Raw genomic sequence first — 18,567 nt, 5'->3', positions numbered from 1 at the left:
CATGGCTGGTCTCCCCGCCGCGCCGCTTGAAGAAACGGCGCAACCTGTTACTTCAGGGCTTTTCTCGCAGCATATTGCTGGTAACCATTCGCGCGCAGGGCGCAGGCGGGGCAAGTGCCGCAGCCATAGCCCCAGTCGTGCAATTCACCCCGCTCGCCCAGGTAGCACGTATGCGTGCCGCTGCGGATCAGGTCGACCAGCGGCTGGCCGCCCAGGTCTTCCGCCAGGTCCCAGCTTTGCGCCTTGTCCAGCCACATCAGCGGCGTTTCCAGCTTCAAGCGCGTGTCCATGCCCAGGTTCAAGGCCACTTGCAGCGCCTTCATCGTGTCGTCGCGGCAATCCGGATAGCCGGAAAAATCCGTCTCGCACATGCCGCCCACTAACACCGTCAAGCCGCGGCGGTAGGCCACGGTGGCGGCCACGGTCATGAACAGCAAGTTGCGTCCAGGAACAAAAGTATTCGGCAAGCCGTTTTCCTGCATGACGATCTCGACGTTCTGCGTCATGGCCGTATCGGAAATGGCGGAAATGAGCGACAGGTCGATCATGTGATCCTGGCCCAGGCGGCTGTCCCATTCGGGCGACTGCTGGCGTATCTGTTCCAGCACGCCGGGACGCACGGTCAGTTCGATCGCGTGGCGCTGGCCATAATCAAAGCCGATGGTTTCCACGCGGCTATAGTGTTTCAAGGCCCAGGCCAGGCAGGTGGTGGAATCTTGTCCACCGCTAAAGAGCACCAGTGCGGAGTCCGTTGCTAGCATAATTTCTTTCTTTTCAGTTTTATTCTGTCCGAGTGCGCGGGAAAACATGATTCCCTGCGCAAAAAATACTTATTCGTCCGCCATCAGTTTACCTATTCCGGTAACATGCAGTCAGCATTTACTTATCTGGAGCACCATGTTTTCTGCACGACCCATACGGCATACGGCTGCCGGCAAGGCGATACGACCACGAATTTTGGCACAAGTAGTGGCAAAAGTAATGGGGCAACTGACACTGGCGGCCGCCGGCGGTGCCATCTTGCTGTTTCCTGCCGCCCATGCTGCCGCACAGGAGGCCACGCAGGATGCTGCTCCAGAGAGCGCCAGCGCCACGGAAGCGGCACCTGCCCCGCTGCAGTACGAGGTCAAGGTCAACGCGCCCGGCGACCTCGATGAGCTGCTCGAAAAAAACCTAGACCTGGAACGCTTCCGCGGCAACCCGCGCATGGACCGCGAGCAATTGCGGCGCCTCGTGCGCGCCACGCCCGAGGAAGCCAAAAACCTCATCGCCACGGCCGGGTACTATACGCCCGTCGTCACGGTGCGCGTCGATACGACGGGCGCCAAACCCGTCGTCATCGTCGACGTCGACCCGGGCCAGCCCGCGACCATCGACAAGGTCGAGCTGGAATTGCGCGGCTTCGACCCCACGCCGCCGCTGGCCGCCAGCGAGCCCTACGATACGGAAGCGCTGAAGCGCAGCTGGGCCCTGAAGACGGGCAGCGTGTTTCGCCAGTCCGACTGGGAAGCGGCCAAGCGCGCGCTGCTGCGCGAAGTGGTGCAGACGCGCTACCCGCGCGCCCAGCTGGTCGATACGCAAGCCGTGGTCGACCCGGAAACGCACAAGGTCTCGCTGCTGGTGGTGCTCGACAGCGGCCCCGAGCTGCGCTTCGGCGAACTGCGCATCGAAGGATTGAAGCGCTACGATGCCAGCATCATCCGCAACCTCGACAAGATCCGTCCCGGCGATTACTACAGCGAATCGGCGCTGCAATCGTTCCAGGCGCGCCTGCAGGACACGGGCTACTTTGCCAGCGTGGAAGTGAGCGCCGACATGAGCAGCATCCTCAGCGAGCAGATCGAGGCGGGCCAGGAAAGCCAGCAAGCCGATGCCGCCGGCGCCACGCCCGAGGCCAAGCCGGCCAACCGTGGCCCCGCGCCGCAGCTGCCGCTGGTCGTGCGCGTGACGGAAAACAAGCAGCAGAACGTCAGCGCCGGTCTCGGTTTCAGTACGAACACGGGTAACCGCGCCCAGCTCAACTATGACAACCTGAACGTGTGGGGCACGCGCTTCAAGAGCGCTCTCACGATGGAAACGAAGAAACAGGCGGCGCACGCCAATTTTTACTTTCCAACGACCGAGCGCGGCTACAACGACAGCGCGGGCGCTTCGTTCGAGCGCAGCGACATTTCCAATGAAATCACGGCCGTGACGACCATCTCGGCCAAGCGCAACTGGGGCGGCACCAACCTCGAGCGCAGCCTGACATTCGAGTTCCTCAGCGAAGACAAGACCGTCGTGGGGCTGGAACAGACGCGCAGCAAGAGCTTGCCGCTGACCTATGCCATCACCAAGCGCAGCCTCGACAGCCTGCTGTTCCCCACCAAAGGCTATGTCATCAATGCCCAGGTGGGCGGCGCCCTGCTGCCCGTGCTAACGGACGAGCGCTTCGTGCGCGTGGCAGGCAAGGCCGTGTATTACCGTCCGCTCGGTGAAAAGGGCGAGCTGATCGTGCGCGGCGAAATGGGCGCGCTGGGCTCAAAGGAAAAACGCGGCGTGCCGGCCGTCTACCTGTTCCGCGCGGGCGGCGACCAGTCGGTGCGCGGCTATGCCTACCAGGAACTGGGCGTCAAAGAGGGCGACGCTACCGTCGGCGGGCGCTACATGCTCACCGGCAGCGCCGAATACCAGTACTGGTTCAAGCCGAAGTGGGCCATTGCCGCTTTCTATGACGCCGGCAACGCGGCCGACACCATGAAAGCGGCCATGACGCCGAAATCGGGCTACGGCCTGGGCGGGCGCTACAAGAGCCCCGTCGGTCCCATCAATGTCGACGTGGCATATGGCCACGCCGTCCACGCCTACCGTTTGCACTTCTCTCTGGGATTCACTTTCTGATGTCCGATATGACTACCGAATCGCCCGGCGCCGTCCCTCCGCCGCCGGCGAAAAAACCGCGCCGCTGGGTGCGCTACGTACTGATCGCCGTCGCCAGCCTGGCGGTGCTGCTGGGCGGCGCCTTCTGGTTCCTGGGCCGCGAATCGACCTTGCAGATGCTGGTGCAAAAAGTGGCCAGCGCCAGCGGCGGCGACATCGAAGTGTCGGGCGTGTCCGGCTCGCTGTACAACCGCATGCACCTGGGCCACGTCAGCTACCGCAGCAAGACGCAGCACATCACGGCCGACAATATCGACATCAACTGGTCGCCGTTCCAGTTCTTCTCGGAAGGCATTGCCATCAGCGAACTGCACGTGGCCAGCCTGTCCGTGGAAAGCACGGCGCCGTCCGAGGAACCGTCGACCATGCCCACCAGCCTGGCCGCGCCGTTCAGGATCGGCATTGCCGACGCGCGCCTGGACAAGGTGACCCTGGTCAACCCGGGCGGCAACACGGTGTTTGAAAAAATCCATTTCACCTTGTCGGGTGACAAGTCGCAATGGCAGCTGGAAGACGCCTCAGCCCTGACGCCGTTCGGCCAGGCCACGGCCAGCGCGACGATAGCCGCCACGCAGCCGTTCAAACTGTCGGGCAAGGCCGGCTTGACGCAGCTCAACCCCGCCGCCGGCGAAAAACCGGCTGCCCTCGCCTTGCAGCTGGGCGGCGACTTGAACGTGCTGAACGTCACGGCCAAGGGCAGCGCGGGCGCGGCCACGGCCGACGCCCGGCTGGCGCTGGCGCCGTTCGATCCCGTCATCATCCTGCGCTCGGCCAGCATCAAAGGCCGCAACATCAATCCGGGCAAGTTCGACGCCACCTTGCCGCAGGCGGACCTGAGCCTGGAACTCGACGCCGCCATCGACACGCGCCCCAACGCGCAAACCGTGTCGGGCAAGCTGGCCATCCTCAACCACGCCACGCCGGGCCCCATCGACCAGCAAAAGCTGCCGCTGCGCCAGTTCGAGGCACGCCTGGGCGGCACCCTGACGGCCACGACGCTCGAGTCGGCCATCATCGACTTCGGCAACGCAGGCAAATTCACGGGCGGCGGCAAGCTTGACCGCGACGCGGCCGACGCGCCCATCGGCAATGCGCAGCTGACCTTGCACACGGACAAGATCGACTTGCAGCACATTTACAGCAGCATCAACAGCACCAAGATCGTCGGCGACATCGTGCTCGACAGCGACGGCAAGACGCAAACGCTGCGCGCCAAGCTCGGTGAAGCCAAACTGCGCCTGGACGTGGAAGCGACCTTGGCCGACTCCTTGGTGCAACTGCGCAAGGCGACCTTGCAAGCGGGCAAAAGCAGCGTCAATGCGACGGGCCAGATCAGCCTGAAGGACGAGCAGCCATTCAAGGCCGTGGCCAGTACCAGCCGTCTCAATCCCGCCGACTTCGGCGCCTTCCCCGTGGCCGACCTGAACCTCGACGTGCGCGCGAATGGTCACGTGGCGCCCAAGTGGCTGGCAAATGCGGACTTCACCGTGCGCCCCAGCAAGCTGCTCGACCAGCCCCTGTCGGGCAAGGGCAAGCTGACGGCCGACGCGGCCCATTTCAGCGGCATCGACGTGCAATTGGCGCTGGGCAAGAACAATGTGACAGCCAAGGGCAACTTTGGCGGCGCCGGCGAAAAACTCAACTGGAATGTCGATGCGCGCCAACTGTCCGCCCTGCAAGGCGACTTGCTGGGCACGGTGCTGGCCAGCGGCGTGGTGCAGGGCACCATGCAGCAGCCGCGCACGAGCTTTGTTGCCGATGCGAAGGGCCTGGGCCTGACCAGCGACAAGCGCCCTGCTCCCGACAGCGCCATCCACGCCAGCGGCGAAGTGGGCTTGACGGGGCCGAAGCAGCAAGCGGAATTGAAAATGACGGGTTCCCTGCAAAAGATCAACCCGGCCGCGTTTGGCGCATCGCTGCCCAATGGTAACGTCAATGCGGACTTCAACGGCAGCGGCCGCCTGACGAGCGACTGGCAAGTGGCCCTGAACCTTGCCTTGCGCGAATCGACCTTGCAAAACGCGCCGCTGGCCGGCTACGCCAAGCTGTCGGCCAACGCAAAACGCATCGACAGCGTCGATACGGAATTGCGCCTGGGACCGAACAGCCTGCTGGCCAAGGGTGCGCTGGGCGGCGCCACGGACCAGCTGACGTGGAAGCTCGATGCGCCGCAACTGTCGACCCTGGGCCCGCGCTTTGCCGGCGTGCTGCATGCGGCCGGTTCCGTCTCGGGCAAGATGGATGCGCCCGCAGCCCAGCTGACGCTCGACGGCAAGGACTTGACCTTCTTTGGCGACCAGCAATTGAAAGCCGTCAAAGGCAGCGCCAGCGTGGGCGCCGGCCAGGGCGCGCTCGACCCCATGGTCAGCAGCCTGGAGATCACGGGCTACAGCACGCCCACCTTCAAGCTGGCCAGCGCCCGCCTGGGCACGACGGGCACGCGCGGCAGCCATACGGTGAGCGTGGCGGCGCGCAATGACGATTTCGACGCCACCGTGCAAGTGCGCGGCAGCCAGAGCGGCGCCAGCTGGACGGGCACGATCGACAGCCTGCAAAACAAGGGCCGCTATGCACTCGTGCTGCAAGCGCCCGTGCCCGTGAAAGTGGCGGGCCCTGCCAACAGCGGCGTGGCGGGCCTGGGCCAGCCCGAGCAGATCAGCGTGGGCAACACCGTCATCAAATTGCCGGCAGGCAGCATCACCATGCAAAGCCTCGTCAAGAACGGCCCCCGCTGGACCAGTTCCGGCCAGGCGGCCGGCGTGGCGCTGACCTATCTGGCGCAAGTGATTCCCGCGCTGCAAGCCAATGCGCGCAGCGACCTGACCCTGGGCGCGCAATGGTCGCTCGACATGCAGGTGCCGACGGCGAAACAGAAGGATCCATCTTTGGCCGGTATGCTACACATCTACCGCGAAAAAGGCGACGTGACGGTGGGCGTGGAACAGCCGCTGGCGCTGGGCTTGCGCACCCTCGATGCGAGAGTGGATGTGGCCAACCAGCAATTGCGCCTGGCCGTGAAACTAGACGGCGCGCGCGCGGGCCAGAGCGACATCAATGCCACCGTGCAAATGCTGGGCGGACGCATCAGCAACGACAGCGCCCTCTCGCTGACGGGCACCACCAATATCGATTCGCTGGCGTGGCTGGCGCCGCTGACGGGCCAGCCGGGCCTGGAACTGGGCGGCGCCTTGAAGGTGGCCCTGTCCGGCAGCGGTACCATCGGCGCGCCGCAATTGAATGGCGACATCAACGGCAGCAAGCTGCTCGTCAACTGGGCCGACCAGGGCTTGAAATTGCGCAATGGCGTGCTGCAGGCGAAGCTGGCCGGCGATCAACTGCAATTGCAGCGCCTGAGCTTTGACGGCGGCGATGGCAAGGTGCAGGCAGATGGCTGGGTACGCTTTGCGAATGGTGAAGCAAGCCTGGAACTGAAACTGCTGGCCGACCGCCTGCAAGCGCTGTCGCGGCCCGACCGTACCCTGGTCCTGTCGGGCAACAGCACCCTGGTGCGCAACGACAAACGCTTCAGCTTCGAGGGCAAGTTCAGGGCCAACCGCGCGCTGATCGAACTGGCGCCGCAAGACACGCCGACGCAAAGCAGCGACGTGGTGGTGCTGGGCAAGGAAGTCAAGGGCAGCAAGGAAGCGCCGTCGCTGCCCCTGAATATCGACCTCGAGTTCGACCTGGGCAATGCCTTCCACCTGCGCGGCATGGGCATCGACGCGGACCTAGCCGGCAATGTGCGCGCCAGAGTCATCAACCGCGCCGCGCCGCGCGTGACGGGCAGCATCAAGGTCACCAGCGGCCAGTATGCGGCCTACGGGCAGAAGCTGTCGATCGAACGGGGCTTGATCGCCTTCACGGGCGCCTACGACAACCCGTCGCTCAATATCCTGGCCGTGCGCAAGCGTCCCGAAGGCGAAGCCTTGTCGGAAACGAACGTGGAAGCGGGCGTGGAAGTGCGCGGCACGGCCCAGGCGCCGACGGCCAAGCTGGTGTCCACGCCAAGCGTGTCGGACAGCGACAAGCTGGCCTGGCTGATCCTCGGCCACGGCGCGGAAACGGCGGCCGGCGATGAAATGGCCCTCCTGACGACGGCGGCCGGCGCCCTCTTCGGCGGCTCCGGCGGCGGCCTGCAAGGCAAGCTGGCCAATTCGCTGGGCCTCGATGAAGTGGGCCTGTCGCAGGCGCAAGGGCTGGAAAGCACGGTCGTCACCGTCGGCAAGCGCCTGTCCTCGCGCGCCTACCTGACGTTCGAGCAAGGCACGAGTACGGCGACGAGCCTGGTCAAGCTGCGTTATAAGCTGAACCGCCGCATCACCTTGCAATTCCAGACGGGCACGAACAATGCGCTCGACGTGTTGTATACGTGGGCGTTTGATTAGATTGGCGGCCAACCATGTTGTCGGATTACGCGGGGCGTTGCCCCGCTAATCCGACACCACCAGAAACACAAAGGGCGCCTCGGCGCCCTTTTCTTTGCTCTAACGCAAACAGCTTACTCAGCCACGTCGAGCCCCCGCTCGATCATGCCTTCGACGTAGGCGCGCAGGTACTGTTCCAGTGCGGGACCGGACAGCACGTTGGCCGTCAGCGCGCCGTGCGGCGAGCCTTTCAGCACGCCGTCGTGGTACACGCGCGCAATCCAGGCCACATCCGCGCCCTGGGTGTAATCGAGTTCATAGTCGAACGATTCTCCGCTGACTTTGCGTGTGTAGACTTCCTTGACAATTGCCATCTAAAACAGCCTTTCTTGAAGAGATTAACTGGGGTGAGGGTGCGGCACGGGATCGTCCTGCGGCACCGGATGCACGGGCCCCGGCTGGCGCCCGGGCGCTTCTTGCGGCTCCGGCGCCGGCATGGGTTCATCGACGGGCGCCGGGTCGGGCGCGCGGTGGGTATGGATGACTGACATGGCTGGCCTCCCTGCGGGCAAAGGAAGACCATACCACGAGATGCGCGCCGCTGCCCTTATTTGCTTGCCGGCTTGGCGTCGGCGGCTGGCGGCGCCGCGTTCTTCACATATTTCTCCAGCCAGTTGTTGCTTTCGTACAGCATCTGCATGATCGATTCGCGCGCGCGGTAGCCGTGGCTCTCGTTCGGCAACATCACCAGGCGCGCCGTGCCACCCAGTCCCTTGACGGCCTGGAACATGCGTTCGCTCTGGATGGGGAAGGTGCCAGAGTTGTTGTCCTGCTCGCCATGAATCATCAGCAGCGCATCCTTGATCTTGTCCGCATAATTAAACGGCGACATGGCCTGGTAGACGGCCGGCGCCTGCCAGAACGAGCGCTCTTCCGCCTGGAAGCCGAACGGCGTCAGAGTGCGGTTGTAGGCGCCGCTGCGCGCGATGCCGGCGCGGAACAGGCGCGTGTGCGCCAGCAAATTGCCCGTCATGAAAGCGCCATATGAGTGGCCGCCGATGGCGATGCGGTTGCGGTCTGACACACCGCGGCGCACCACTTCCTCGACGGCCGCCTCGGCGTCGGCCACCAGCTGCGGCAGATACGTGTCGTTCGGTTCCTGATCGCCATTGCCGACGATGGGGAACGATGGATTGTCGAGCACGGCGTAGCCCATGGACAGGAACGCGGCCGGGCCCCAGAAGCTGACGGCATTGAATTTGTACGGCGAACCCTTGGTCTGGCTGGCGGCGCTGGCCGTCTTGAATTCCTGCGGGTATGCCCACATCAGGGTCGGCAGCGGACCGTCGCGCTTGGCGTCGTAGTTCGGCGGCAGCATCAAGGTCGCCGTCAAGTCCACGCCGTCGGCGCGCTTGTAGCGGATCAGCTCTTTCTGCACGTCCTTCAATTGCGGCAGCGGATGGGGGAAATGCGTGAGGGCCGTCAATTGCGCCGCGCCCTGCTGCTTCAGGTTGCGCACATAGTAATTCGGCTGCTCGGTCGGCGATTCGCGCGTCGACAGCAAACGGCTGCCGTCCTCATCCAGCACGGCCACCACGTTTTCATAATACGGCGCTGCGCTCTGGAAGAGGCGCTGCTTCTGTTTCGTCGCCAGGTTCAGGCGGTCGATGAAGGGACGGTCGCCTTCCTTCGACGCACCCTGGCCGTCGAGCAGGATGGAGTTGTCAAAGGCGATCAGCAGGCGCGGCAAGCCGGCCGCGTCGGCCCGCATGACGGGCTGGCCCGGATCGTTGTAGCGGTCTTCGAACGATCCCGCATACACGAGGTCGGCCGGCGCGGAAGGTTGATCTGGCGAAATTTTCCACTGCTTGACGGCGCGCGTCTTGTACCACGCTTCGCTGAGCAGGGCCAGGTCGCCGCGGCCCCAGGCCACGCCCGCATAGCGCGAACCCAGCTTGGCCAGCACGGCCGGCTTGGCGGTGAACGGCGCCGCCTGCGTGTAGACGATGTCGCGGATATCAACCGCCTTGGCAGGGTCGCCGCCATCCTGCGCTTCGGCCCATACCAGGGTGGCTGGCGCATCAACGCGCCAGCTGACGGAACGCACGCCGGCGGACACGGCATCATTGCCTGGGGGCAGGCCTTCTTCCAGCGGCAGGGCCGCCACCGCATGCACCACCTTGCCATTCAGGTCGCGCACGTCGATCTTGTGGGCAAAGTCGGAGGCCGGCACGATGTAGGAATACGGACGCACGATGCTGGTCGTCAGCAAGTGCTTGCCATCGGGCGAGGCCGCCACGCGCGAGAACTGGCCGGGCTGGCCCACGAGGCGCTGCTTGCCCGCCACGTCCAGCAAGGCCAGCTGCACGGTGATGTAGTGCTCGAACAGCTGTGCATCCTGTTCGTTTTTCAGCAGGTCGGGATAGGTGCGCAATTGCTTAACGCCGCCGCCCGGCACGCTGTCCTGGATGGACGGGCCCGTCGGAATGCCGCTCGCCACGGGCGCCGCGCCCAGCTTGGCCGGTTTCAGCTGCACCAGCAAGGTCTTGCTGTCCGGCAGCCAGGAAAAGCCGCGGCCATACACGGTCGACAGCGCTTGATTGCCCAGCTTGCGCGCCGCTTTCGTCTGCACGTCGAGCAGCCACAGTTCCACGCCCGATTCCTTCACGCCCTTGGCGGGATCGGCAAAGGCGATGTGCGTAAACGCCAGGTAGCGCTGGTCGGGCGACCAGGCCAGGTCGGCGATGCGGGGCGAGGCGGGCAAGCCGCTGACCTTGATTTCCTTCTGCGTATCGATGTCGAGCAAGCCCAGTCCCGTGTGAAAACTGAAACGGCTGGCCGAATACGTGCGCGGATTGATGCGCAAGCCCGCCAGTTTCAGTTCCGGCTGCGCCACTTCGCTGATGCTGGGCAAGGATGGCGTGGGCAGCACGGCAGCCAGGTTGCGTTTCGGGCTCAGGCTCAGGGTCGGCGCGCGCGGCGCATCGACGATGGCTTGCAGGGGCGCTGGCGGGGCTTGATACGCGCCATCTTGCGCCATGGCCAGGGAAGACGAGGCCATCAGGCCGACAGTGATGGGCAGCAAAGGCAAACGAGTAGACATGGAACTCCAGTGTATGAAGGTGGCGACAACAAGCAAGCGCACCGCACCGCTCATGGCGGCGCTGTGTGACAGGGCATAGTGCGTTCATGCCATGTAAATGTCAACCAGCAACTTTTACCGTTTGACAAGCATCGCCGCCCATCCCCATCTGGCTTACAATCGCTGTTTTACCCGCACCCGAATGTCTACATGGAAACCACTACTCTCGCCCTGCTGTTCCTGGTCCCGCTGCTGGTCTGGCGCATTTATTCGCGTCTGAAGAAACTGGTGGCGCGCCAGAAGTCGCAGCTGTGGCGCCACTGGAGCGTGGCGGTCGTCTTTCCCGCGCTGCTGCTGTTCCTGGCGACGACGACGAAATTCGAGCTGTTGCCCCTGTCCAGCCTGGGCGCGGGCGCGCTGGCCGGTGGCTGGCTGGGCGTGCTGGGCCTGAAACTGACGCGCTTCGAACAGGTCGGCAAGGATTTTTTCTTTACCCAGCACCGCTACCTGGGCCTGGCCATCACGATGCTGTTCATCGCCCGCCTGCTGTACCGCGGCATGGAAATCTACCTGAACACGCGCCTGGACGTGCCCGTGCCACCGCCGCCCTTCGGCCAGAGTCCGCTGACCATGGCCGCCTACGGCCTCGTCATCGGCTACTACGCCGTGTATGCGTGGGGCCTCGTGCGCTGGCGCCAGCGCAACAAGCCGCTGCAGGCATCGGAGTAAGTCACATCAGTCAGTAGTACTGGCACAGGCCGGTACACGTCGTCACCGACAGCGCCTGGCGTATCGCCGCCAGCGCCGGCGCCAGGGCCGGATCGAGATCCTTGTCCGCATCGGCCAGGCTGGTCAGCAAACGCTCGCGCAAGGGCGGCGCCATCAAATTGGCATTCGCTGCGGCGTGCTGCGCGGCCGCTTCCAGCATCCGCTTCTTTTGCGCCACGTTCCAGAACGGCACTTGCACGAACTGCACCACGTTCACAAACATGGTGCTCGATCCCTTGCTGAAGGCGCGGGCGCGCATGCGCTCTGTACTGCTCACCTCGGGCAAGGGCTGGCTGCTGAACTCCTTTTCCATCAAGCCAATCAAGTGCGCATGGCAATGCATGCCAAAGGCGAACAAGGCGGCCATTTCATCGCCGTAATCGGCCAGGTTCTGCGTCACTTGTTCCCTGCGCGCCTGCTGCAACTCGGCGCCCGACAACGGCAGCGGCCGCGTGAGGCCAAATTGGTAATAGGACTTGCCCAGATTGGTGCTCCGTTCGCACAGGGCCACGCTCTGATTCATGTCTTGCAGCGCGGTCACGGGCGCCTGGAACAGGCGCGGGCCGTCGGCGATATGGGCAAACAGCTGCGCCACGCCAGGGTCGCCCAGGCGCGGCAAGCCGCTTTGCGGCGTCGCCTTGGCCATCAGCGCTTCCAGCTGGCCGCTCGCTTGCTGGAAATCGGTATAGCTGTCGGCGAAGGCGGCGGGCGCCACGAGGGCGGAGGAAAGGCAGAACAAACGGCCGAGGCGGCGCAGCGGCATGGAAATGGACAGGGACATGAGATCAGGAAAACACTATTGGATAACTGGCAATTATAGGCAATCTGTATCCACAGTGTATTTAATTGCTTTTACGCCAGCATTTTTCAAACGATGATGGTCACACGCGGCCAGCGCGCCGCATAGTTTTTGCTGGCCAGGCGCTGCGCATAGCCGTCTTCGCTGATGCGCGCCGGGTTGCGCCGCACCACCATGTCGAACAGGTCATCGAGGCCATGCGGTGCGATGACGCCGATCCCGCCGTCAGACTGCAGATGGATGCCGACCGCCGTGGCAAACTCGGGCCAGGAAGCGATGGCGTCGTCGAGCGACAGCAGCGGCGGCACGGCGTAGCCGAACTCGTCTTCAAACCACAGGTGCACCCGGGCCTGATTGCACACTTCCCACGGCACGCCGGGCAGCACGGTTTCCAGGCGCTGGCGCAACTGCGTTTCGCTATCCGGATGCACATCGTGCGCATCGAAATACGCCACGTCGATGTCGCTCAATGCCGACGGTTGCGCGTAGCCGTGCAAGGCGTCCCACACAAGGTTGCGCACGGCGCCGGCGCCGATACAGCAGTGGGGCAAGCCCAGCTGCGCCACGGCGTGCAGGGCTTGCATGCACCACGGCGTGGCGCGGGCGATGGCGCGCAAGCGCGCGGCCAGCGCTTCCTGCGTGCTCATTGCTATGGCCGGATCCGTGGCGCCACGCCGTCGTGGTCGCCCGCGCCTTCGACATTGCCGAAATACACGTCGAGATCCTGCTTCGGATGGAAGTTGCGCAGCTTGACTTGCAAGGTGGTGGGGTTGATCTTGGTGAACGTGCCGGGGAAGCACAGGCTGACCAGCTCGTCCGGCTTGCCCTTGATCAGGTTCAAGGTAAAGTCTTCGATGCCATTCTTCCACGTGTTACCGGTCGTCAAAATGTACGACACCCACACGGCATTGACGAAACCGCTTTCACCCTGCTTGGCCGCCAGGCGGTTCCACGTCTTGTAGAAGGCCTTGTCGCCGCAGTATTTCTTTTCAAATGTATCGCCATCGCCCAGGTAGGACGCGCCCGGACCGGCCGCGACGAATGGCACATATTGATGGCGCACGCGCACGACTTTGCCGGCGGGGAATTTCTGCTGCCACAGATAGATGACTTTGACGGTCCAGGCCGGTACCCATTCCTCGTCGTACAGCTGGGCCAGCAAACCTTCGCGTATCATGATCTTGCTCTGCGCGGCCGTCAGCGGCGCCACCTTCTTGTCGAACGGGGTGTGTGAGGGGAAATAGGCAATTTGCGCATCCGACAGGCCCAGCTGGCGCAAGCGGGACGTCACGTCCTCGGCGTCGAGCTTGGCGACGAAGGTCGTTTGATAGTCCTTGCGCTTGCCATCGACGTCGACGGTGAACTGCTGCGGCTGGCCGTAATACGTGGGCGAGCCATGGTAGCCGGCCGAGTATTCGGGCAGCGGAAAGAAGATCGTCTCTTCCACATCCTTGACCGACTCGTTGAGGAATTCATACTCGACCTTGATCAAGTCCGTGCTCACGCTGAGCACTTCCTTTTTCATGGCCACGGCATCCGTCTTGCCGAACAGGATGCCGCCCGCGCTGACGGAACCGATGCCGTCGTTGGCCACGGCTGGCGCCGAGCACGCCAGCGCCAGTACTGCAGATGCGAGCAAAGTGCGTACAAGCATCACGCCGCCTTGCCCGGCGCGGGTTCGACCCGGCGCTGCAGCACGAAAATCGGTTGCGCCCATTGGGTATCCTTTTTCTTCTTGCTGGTGATCAAAGTAAGCTCGGACGGATCATAGACGTCCGTGTTGTGCGTCAGCGGCGTCGTCATCAGGTATTGCGCTTCCGTATTCTTCAGGAACTCGCCGACCAGCTGAATGTTGCGGATATCCAAATGGGCAAACGGTTCGTCGATGAAGACGAAGCCGCCGGAACCGTCTTCCGATTTCAGCAAGCCGATCAGCAGCACCAGGGACTTCATCACCTGCTGGCCGCCCGACGCTTCGCCATCGTTCATGCCGATGACGCCCTTGCCGTCGAACTTGAAGCGCACGTGCAAGCCAGCCTGCGACAGTTGCACATCGTCGTTTTCCAGGCGCACGGGGTCGGCATGGACTTCGATGCCAGCCAGCTCGCCCAGCTCCTTGATGTTCTTGCTGTAGGTCTTGATGGTGTAGCGCAAGCGCTCCATGTAGGCGCCGCGAGCATTGCCCGTCGCTTCGATGGCGCGGTTGTTCTGGTAGCGGCGCTCGTCCGTTTCCGACTGGCGGCCATGCAGCTGGTCCGACAGGCGGTGGTGCTGGTCGATGACGGTCGCGTCCAGTTCCCAGTCGTCGCGCGCCAGGCTGTTTTGCAGGCTGGCCACGCGCAGATCGACCTGGTGCGCATTCTGGTGCTCGGCCACCAGCGCCGCGCGGCGGGCGGGACGGCGCCAGCTTTTCGGCAGGTGGCGCCACGCATGGCGCAGGGCCAGCAAGGCGCGCGCATGCTCGGCGCGCTGTTCAATCTGCTTCTTGTAGCCTAGGCGCGAACCGGCTTCCGCTTCCGACAAAGCCAGGCGCGCGTTTTGCCACACCGTATCGGCACGCGTGCGCGCCACGGTGGCGTTCTTCGTCAGGTTCTGCAGCTCGCCCAGGCGGCCGCCCACTTCCAGGCGCTCTTCCTTGAGCGGCTTGGAATTGCGCAGCGCTTCGGCGAATTCTTCCTGGCGTGCACTGAGTTCCTTGGCCGCGTCGACGCCGGCGATGCGCGCCTTCAGGGCGCCCACTTCGGCCGCCAGTTTCGAGATCGCCAGGGTGAGCGTGTCTTCCTGGCCTTCCAGGCCCGGCAAGGAGCGCAGCAGCGCTTCCAGGCGGCCGCTGCGGCCAGCCTGGCCGAAGCGGTAGCGCGACGCTTCCACGAACAGCGAGCGTCCGCCGCGGCGTTCGCGGTGGTAGGCCTCGGGCGTGATCCACTCTTCGTGGTTGCCCAATTTAAAGCCTGCTTCAACGGAGTCGACGCGCGAAATGCGCGACAGCTGCTCGATCAGCCAGCTTGGCACGGGCGCGGAAAATTTCACCACGGCCAGCAAGCTTTCGTCTTTCGCTACCGGAGCCGTGACCAAGTCGGGCACGATGAAGTGGCGGTAGCGTTCCTTCTCGGCCAGACGGTAAGCGGCGGCCGCATCCTTGGCCTTGTCGAGCAGAACGACCGAGGCGTAACCGCCCAGCACGCCTTCGACGGCGCCCTGCCAGCGGCTGTCCGTCACTTCGACGATGTCCGACAGCATGGCGTGGCTGATCCCCGCGTCACGCAGCGCGCGGCGCATGCCGCGCACATTGTCCGGCTCCGGCATGGCCGTCTTGCCTTGCAATGCTGCAATCGTTGCCTGCTCGCCCGCGATACGCGCCGACAGGGCGTCGCGCTGCTGGCGCTGACGCAGCAGTTCCGCTTCCTTCTGTTCCAGCTGGGCCGCCACTTCGGCGATGTCGCTGCCCGAGTCCGCCGCCAGCTTGTGCAGGCGATCCTTCTGTTCCAGCAGGCTGTCCAGCGGTTTCAGCTTGGCATTGATCAGGGAAAGACGGCTCTGCAGGCCGATCGATTCCTGCTCCAGCAGGGTCTCGTTCATCTGCGCGTCAGACAGGGCCTTCGCTTGCGCGGCCAGCGCATTGCGCTTGTCGGTCAGCTGCTGGTCTGCCTGCGCCATCGGCTTGCGCGCATCGCGCAATTGCCGGCTGGCGATGGCCGCCTTTTCGCGCGCCTCGTGGTATTGCAGGCTGGGCAGCACTTCTTCCAGCAGGTTGCGGCGCTCTTTATGCAAGCCTTCCCACTGGTGGTAATTGGCCACGCGCAGGCGCAAGCCTTCCAGGTTGGTCTTCGACGCTTCCAGTTCCGTCTCGAAGCGTTTCAGCTCCACTTCCGTGTCGCGCTGGTGGCGCTTGGCTTCGTCGTAGGCGTCCAGCACTTCCTTGTCGCCGAACACCTGGAACACCAGATCGAGCAGCTGGCGCGGCGCATATTCGCACAATTTGTCCGTCTCGCCCTGCTCCAGCGCCAGCACTTTCGACATGGCTGGCGACAGGCCCGCATTGGCCAGGCGCTTGCGGTAGTTTTCCACGCCGAGCCAGTCGTTGGCATCCGTGATGTCTTCGATCTGCACATTGCCCGGACGCATCAGATACTGGCGCTTCCAGTCGCCGCCATTTTTCTGGATCTGGCAAAACAGGGTTACTTCATCGTCGCTGAAGAAGCCGGAACTGCGGAATGGCCGGTTCGACAACTGCTTGCCCACGTTCTTGTTGTCGACCACGGCGCGCAGCCAGGCCGTCTGCTGGCCCGAGTGGCGCGCATAGTGTTTATACGTGCGCCCCATCGAACAGTCGAGGCCGAACAGGGTGCGCAAGGCGTCGAGCAAGGTGGTCTTGCCCGAACCGTTCTGGCCCGCGATGGTGATGATCTTCGCGTCGAGCGGAATATTCTTGATGCGCTGCCAGTAATCCCAGTGCACCAGTTCAAGTGATTTGATATGAAACATGGGCGCTTTCAGTGAGGAAGGTCGGACGCGGGCTCGTCGCCAGCGTCAGGCAGGTCGCCGATATCGGCGGACAAATCAGCGGACAAGTCAGCATCGAGGTCGACGGCCACCAGGCGCGCCGGCGCCCGCTTGAACACGTCGGCCAGGGCGCCGTTGATGATGCGCTCTTTCAAGACGTCCGTGTCCATCATCAGGTCCAGCAGCGGACCTTCCAGGATGAAATCGCCGCGCCGCTCGATGAAGCCCAGCTTGGCCAGGGTGCCCAGATTCATGTCCATGCGCGTCTTCTTGCCCAGCTTGTCGCCGAAGTCCGACAGCAGCGCCTTGTAGGAAATGCCGATCGACGCGTCTTCCGCGCGCGGCAGCGGTTTTTCCGTGCCGAACATATCGTTCTGGTCATCGTCCGCATGCTGGTGCGTTTCCTGGCGTTCGCGCTTGGGCAGGATGATCTGCGCCCACAGCACCACCAGCAAGGCCACGCCATCGCGCGCCAGGCCGAAATTATTGTTTTGCCACACGTCGCGCGCGCCGAAAATCTTCGGCTCGATGGTGCGCGTCAGGGCCAAAGTCACGTGGTCGGCATACACGTTGTCGAGCAGTTTCAAGCCGCAGGCCAGCAATCGCGCATCGATCTCGGCGCGGAACAGCTCGTCGGACAGCACGCGCTTGACGAGCTTGTCGTCGCGGCGCAGGGTTTGATGCGTGAGCAGGCGCGCAATCAGGATTTGGGAATCGTCATTCATCAAAGGTGGCGCCATCTAAATCAAGTGAAACATTCAGTGAAAGCGAGGCGATCGACATGGCCGCCACGTGGGGGTCGGTCAGTTGGACCATCTCGTCGGTCGGTGTAAAGGTAATCGGCAAGCGGGCCAGTTCGGCCGTCGAGCCTTGCAAGCTCGCTTCGGAGACGTCGCCCAGCAGCGGCAGCATCGAAGCGCGGTATGACGCCACGGCAAAGCTGGCCGGCAGTAGCGAGTCCTGCACGGGCACCGACTTCGGCCCCTCTTCGCCGATGCTGGGGAAATTGCCCAGGCTGGCGAAGTTCGACAGGCGGTCCAACAGGTCATCGAGTTCAAGCTGCATGGCGGGTCCGTCGCTGATGGTGGTGGGCGCATCCTCTCCGCTGGGCAGGCCCGTGTTGGTAATGCCTGCCGCCCGTTCGGACAGCAGTTCCGTTTCGGCCACGTCGATCATCTCGGCCGGCGTGGAGAACAGCGGCACGACGGGCTGGTCGATGGCGCCTTCAGCCAGGCTGGCCAGGTCTTCGTGCAGCAAGAGCCAGCGTTTGATGTCCGTGGTCGACAAGCCAGACTGGCCCAGGTGCACGCGCTGGCGCTCGATCTGGTTCAGGGCGCGCGAAAACATGCCTTGCATGTTGAGCAATTTGCTTTGCGCGCGGCCGATCGCCTGCGCCGCCTTGTGCGTGGCGCTGTCCGCGTTTTCATCGGACGTGATGGCCACGAGGATTTCGGAGCCCTTCTCGACCCAGTCGCAGGCCATGTTCCACTTCGCTTGCGCCGTGCGCAGCCGGAATTCGGAACCGGACGCGATGGCGTCGGAGAACTCCTCCGTCAAGTCCACCAGACGCCCCAGCAAATGCTGGAGTTGTTCAACGGATACGCCGCCGACGGCTTGCGCGCCCGCTACCTGCGACAGCAGAAAACCCATTTCCGCTTCGTCTTCCGTCTGGCCCAAGCCCAGCAAGCTGTCGATGGCCGACAGCACGTTGCGCGCCATGGGCGTCACGCGATACACGCCCTGCTGCGCATCCCAGGCCAGCAACTGGTTCGAGCGCAGGCGCAGCAAGACCGTTTCCAGGCTTTCCGGCAACAGGTAGGCGAGTTTCGTGTTGATATCGGCGCGCGTATAGGCGGACGTGGCCGCATCGGACGCGAGTTCGCGCAACACGAGCAGACGCACCAGCACGCCGTCGAAACCGCCGTGGAACAGGGCCGTAAACACTTGCAGCAGAGGCTGCGCCCGCTTCAAGTGAAAAACTTGCTCTATTTCATCGGCCGAAATATTGGGCTGAAAATGCGCCTGCAAGGAATCGTGATGCTCTTGCTCTGTTTGATTTGCATCCGTAGCCACGGCTGCACTTGCCATTATATCAATCATTCTTTTCCGGATGAGTGTTCAGCGGGCGGCGC

13 protein-coding genes are annotated in these 18,567 nt (G+C 63.7%); 3 read left to right on the top strand and 10 right to left on the bottom strand.

The annotated features are described in order from the left end of the window. Nucleotides 1-47 precede the first annotated feature (47 nt). Nucleotides 48-761 carry a 7-cyano-7-deazaguanine synthase QueC gene (gene queC / locus SKZ59_RS15435; RefSeq protein ID WP_034753467.1) on the bottom strand — a complete coding sequence of 238 codons (714 nt, stop codon included), beginning with the start codon at nucleotides 759-761 and terminating at the stop codon, nucleotides 48-50. A gap of 220 nt (nucleotides 762-981) precedes the next feature. Between queC and SKZ59_RS15430 the strand changes: the two genes are divergently transcribed. Next, nucleotides 982-2,880 (top strand): autotransporter assembly complex family protein, encoded by a 1,899-nt coding sequence (locus SKZ59_RS15430; protein WP_319992230.1) that lies wholly within the window; start codon nucleotides 982-984, stop codon nucleotides 2,878-2,880. Then, the gene (locus SKZ59_RS15425) at nucleotides 2,880-7,304 is read left to right on the top strand and encodes a translocation/assembly module TamB domain-containing protein (RefSeq protein ID WP_319992229.1); all 4,425 of its coding nucleotides are present in this window, start codon (nucleotides 2,880-2,882) and stop codon (nucleotides 7,302-7,304) included. Before SKZ59_RS15430 ends, SKZ59_RS15425 begins: the two co-directional genes overlap by 1 nt. A gap of 113 nt (nucleotides 7,305-7,417) precedes the next feature. Here SKZ59_RS15425 and SKZ59_RS15420 read toward each other — a convergent pair whose 3' ends face one another. From SKZ59_RS15420 to SKZ59_RS15410, 3 genes are read right to left on the bottom strand one after another with little or no spacing between them, the layout of a single operon-like run. Further along, nucleotides 7,418-7,657 carry a hypothetical protein gene (locus SKZ59_RS15420; protein WP_034753464.1) on the bottom strand — a complete coding sequence of 80 codons (240 nt, stop codon included), beginning with the start codon at nucleotides 7,655-7,657 and terminating at the stop codon, nucleotides 7,418-7,420. 24 nt (nucleotides 7,658-7,681) lie between these two features. Next, nucleotides 7,682-7,834 carry a hypothetical protein gene (locus SKZ59_RS15415; protein ID WP_175444616.1) on the bottom strand — a complete coding sequence of 51 codons (153 nt, stop codon included), beginning with the start codon at nucleotides 7,832-7,834 and terminating at the stop codon, nucleotides 7,682-7,684. A 56-nt stretch (nucleotides 7,835-7,890) separates the two neighbouring features. Next, nucleotides 7,891-10,386, bottom strand: coding sequence for an alpha/beta hydrolase family protein (locus tag SKZ59_RS15410; protein ID WP_319992228.1), 2,496 nt, complete (start codon nucleotides 10,384-10,386; stop codon nucleotides 7,891-7,893). 189 nt (nucleotides 10,387-10,575) lie between these two features. Here SKZ59_RS15410 and SKZ59_RS15405 point away from each other — a divergent pair, with 189 nt between their 5' ends. Further along, nucleotides 10,576-11,094 (top strand): hypothetical protein, encoded by a 519-nt coding sequence (locus SKZ59_RS15405; protein WP_034753462.1) that lies wholly within the window; start codon nucleotides 10,576-10,578, stop codon nucleotides 11,092-11,094. A 10-nt stretch (nucleotides 11,095-11,104) separates the two neighbouring features. Here the strand turns inward: SKZ59_RS15405 and SKZ59_RS15400 are convergent, their stop codons facing one another. From SKZ59_RS15400 to SKZ59_RS15375, 6 genes are all read right to left on the bottom strand, one after another. Then, the gene (locus tag SKZ59_RS15400; protein WP_319992227.1) at nucleotides 11,105-11,914 is read right to left on the bottom strand and encodes a hypothetical protein; all 810 of its coding nucleotides are present in this window, start codon (nucleotides 11,912-11,914) and stop codon (nucleotides 11,105-11,107) included. Between the two features lie 86 nt (nucleotides 11,915-12,000). Beyond that, complete coding sequence (locus SKZ59_RS15395) at nucleotides 12,001-12,579, bottom strand: nucleotidyltransferase family protein (RefSeq protein WP_319992226.1); 579 nt, start codon at nucleotides 12,577-12,579, stop codon at nucleotides 12,001-12,003. Nucleotides 12,580-12,581: 2 nt separating this feature from the next. Continuing rightward, nucleotides 12,582-13,586, bottom strand: coding sequence for a DUF4424 family protein (locus SKZ59_RS15390; protein ID WP_319992225.1), 1,005 nt, complete (start codon nucleotides 13,584-13,586; stop codon nucleotides 12,582-12,584). Then, the gene (locus SKZ59_RS15385; RefSeq protein WP_034753459.1) at nucleotides 13,586-16,417 is read right to left on the bottom strand and encodes an ATP-binding protein; all 2,832 of its coding nucleotides are present in this window, start codon (nucleotides 16,415-16,417) and stop codon (nucleotides 13,586-13,588) included. The genes SKZ59_RS15390 and SKZ59_RS15385 overlap by 1 nt, the downstream gene beginning before the upstream one ends. An 8-nt stretch (nucleotides 16,418-16,425) precedes the next feature. Further along, nucleotides 16,426-17,160 (bottom strand): hypothetical protein, encoded by a 735-nt coding sequence (locus SKZ59_RS15380; RefSeq protein ID WP_034753458.1) that lies wholly within the window; start codon nucleotides 17,158-17,160, stop codon nucleotides 16,426-16,428. Further along, nucleotides 17,153-18,523, bottom strand: coding sequence for a hypothetical protein (locus SKZ59_RS15375; RefSeq protein WP_319992224.1), 1,371 nt, complete (start codon nucleotides 18,521-18,523; stop codon nucleotides 17,153-17,155). The genes SKZ59_RS15380 and SKZ59_RS15375 overlap by 8 nt, the downstream gene beginning before the upstream one ends. Nucleotides 18,524-18,567 lie beyond the last annotated feature (44 nt).

The sequence above is a fragment of the Janthinobacterium sp. GMG2 genome (assembly GCF_033949445.1).
Taxonomy (GTDB): domain Bacteria; phylum Pseudomonadota; class Gammaproteobacteria; order Burkholderiales; family Burkholderiaceae_D; genus Janthinobacterium; species Janthinobacterium aestuarii.
The sequence above is the reverse complement of the archived record's forward strand: the minus strand, read 5'-3'. Positions and strand labels throughout refer to the sequence as shown.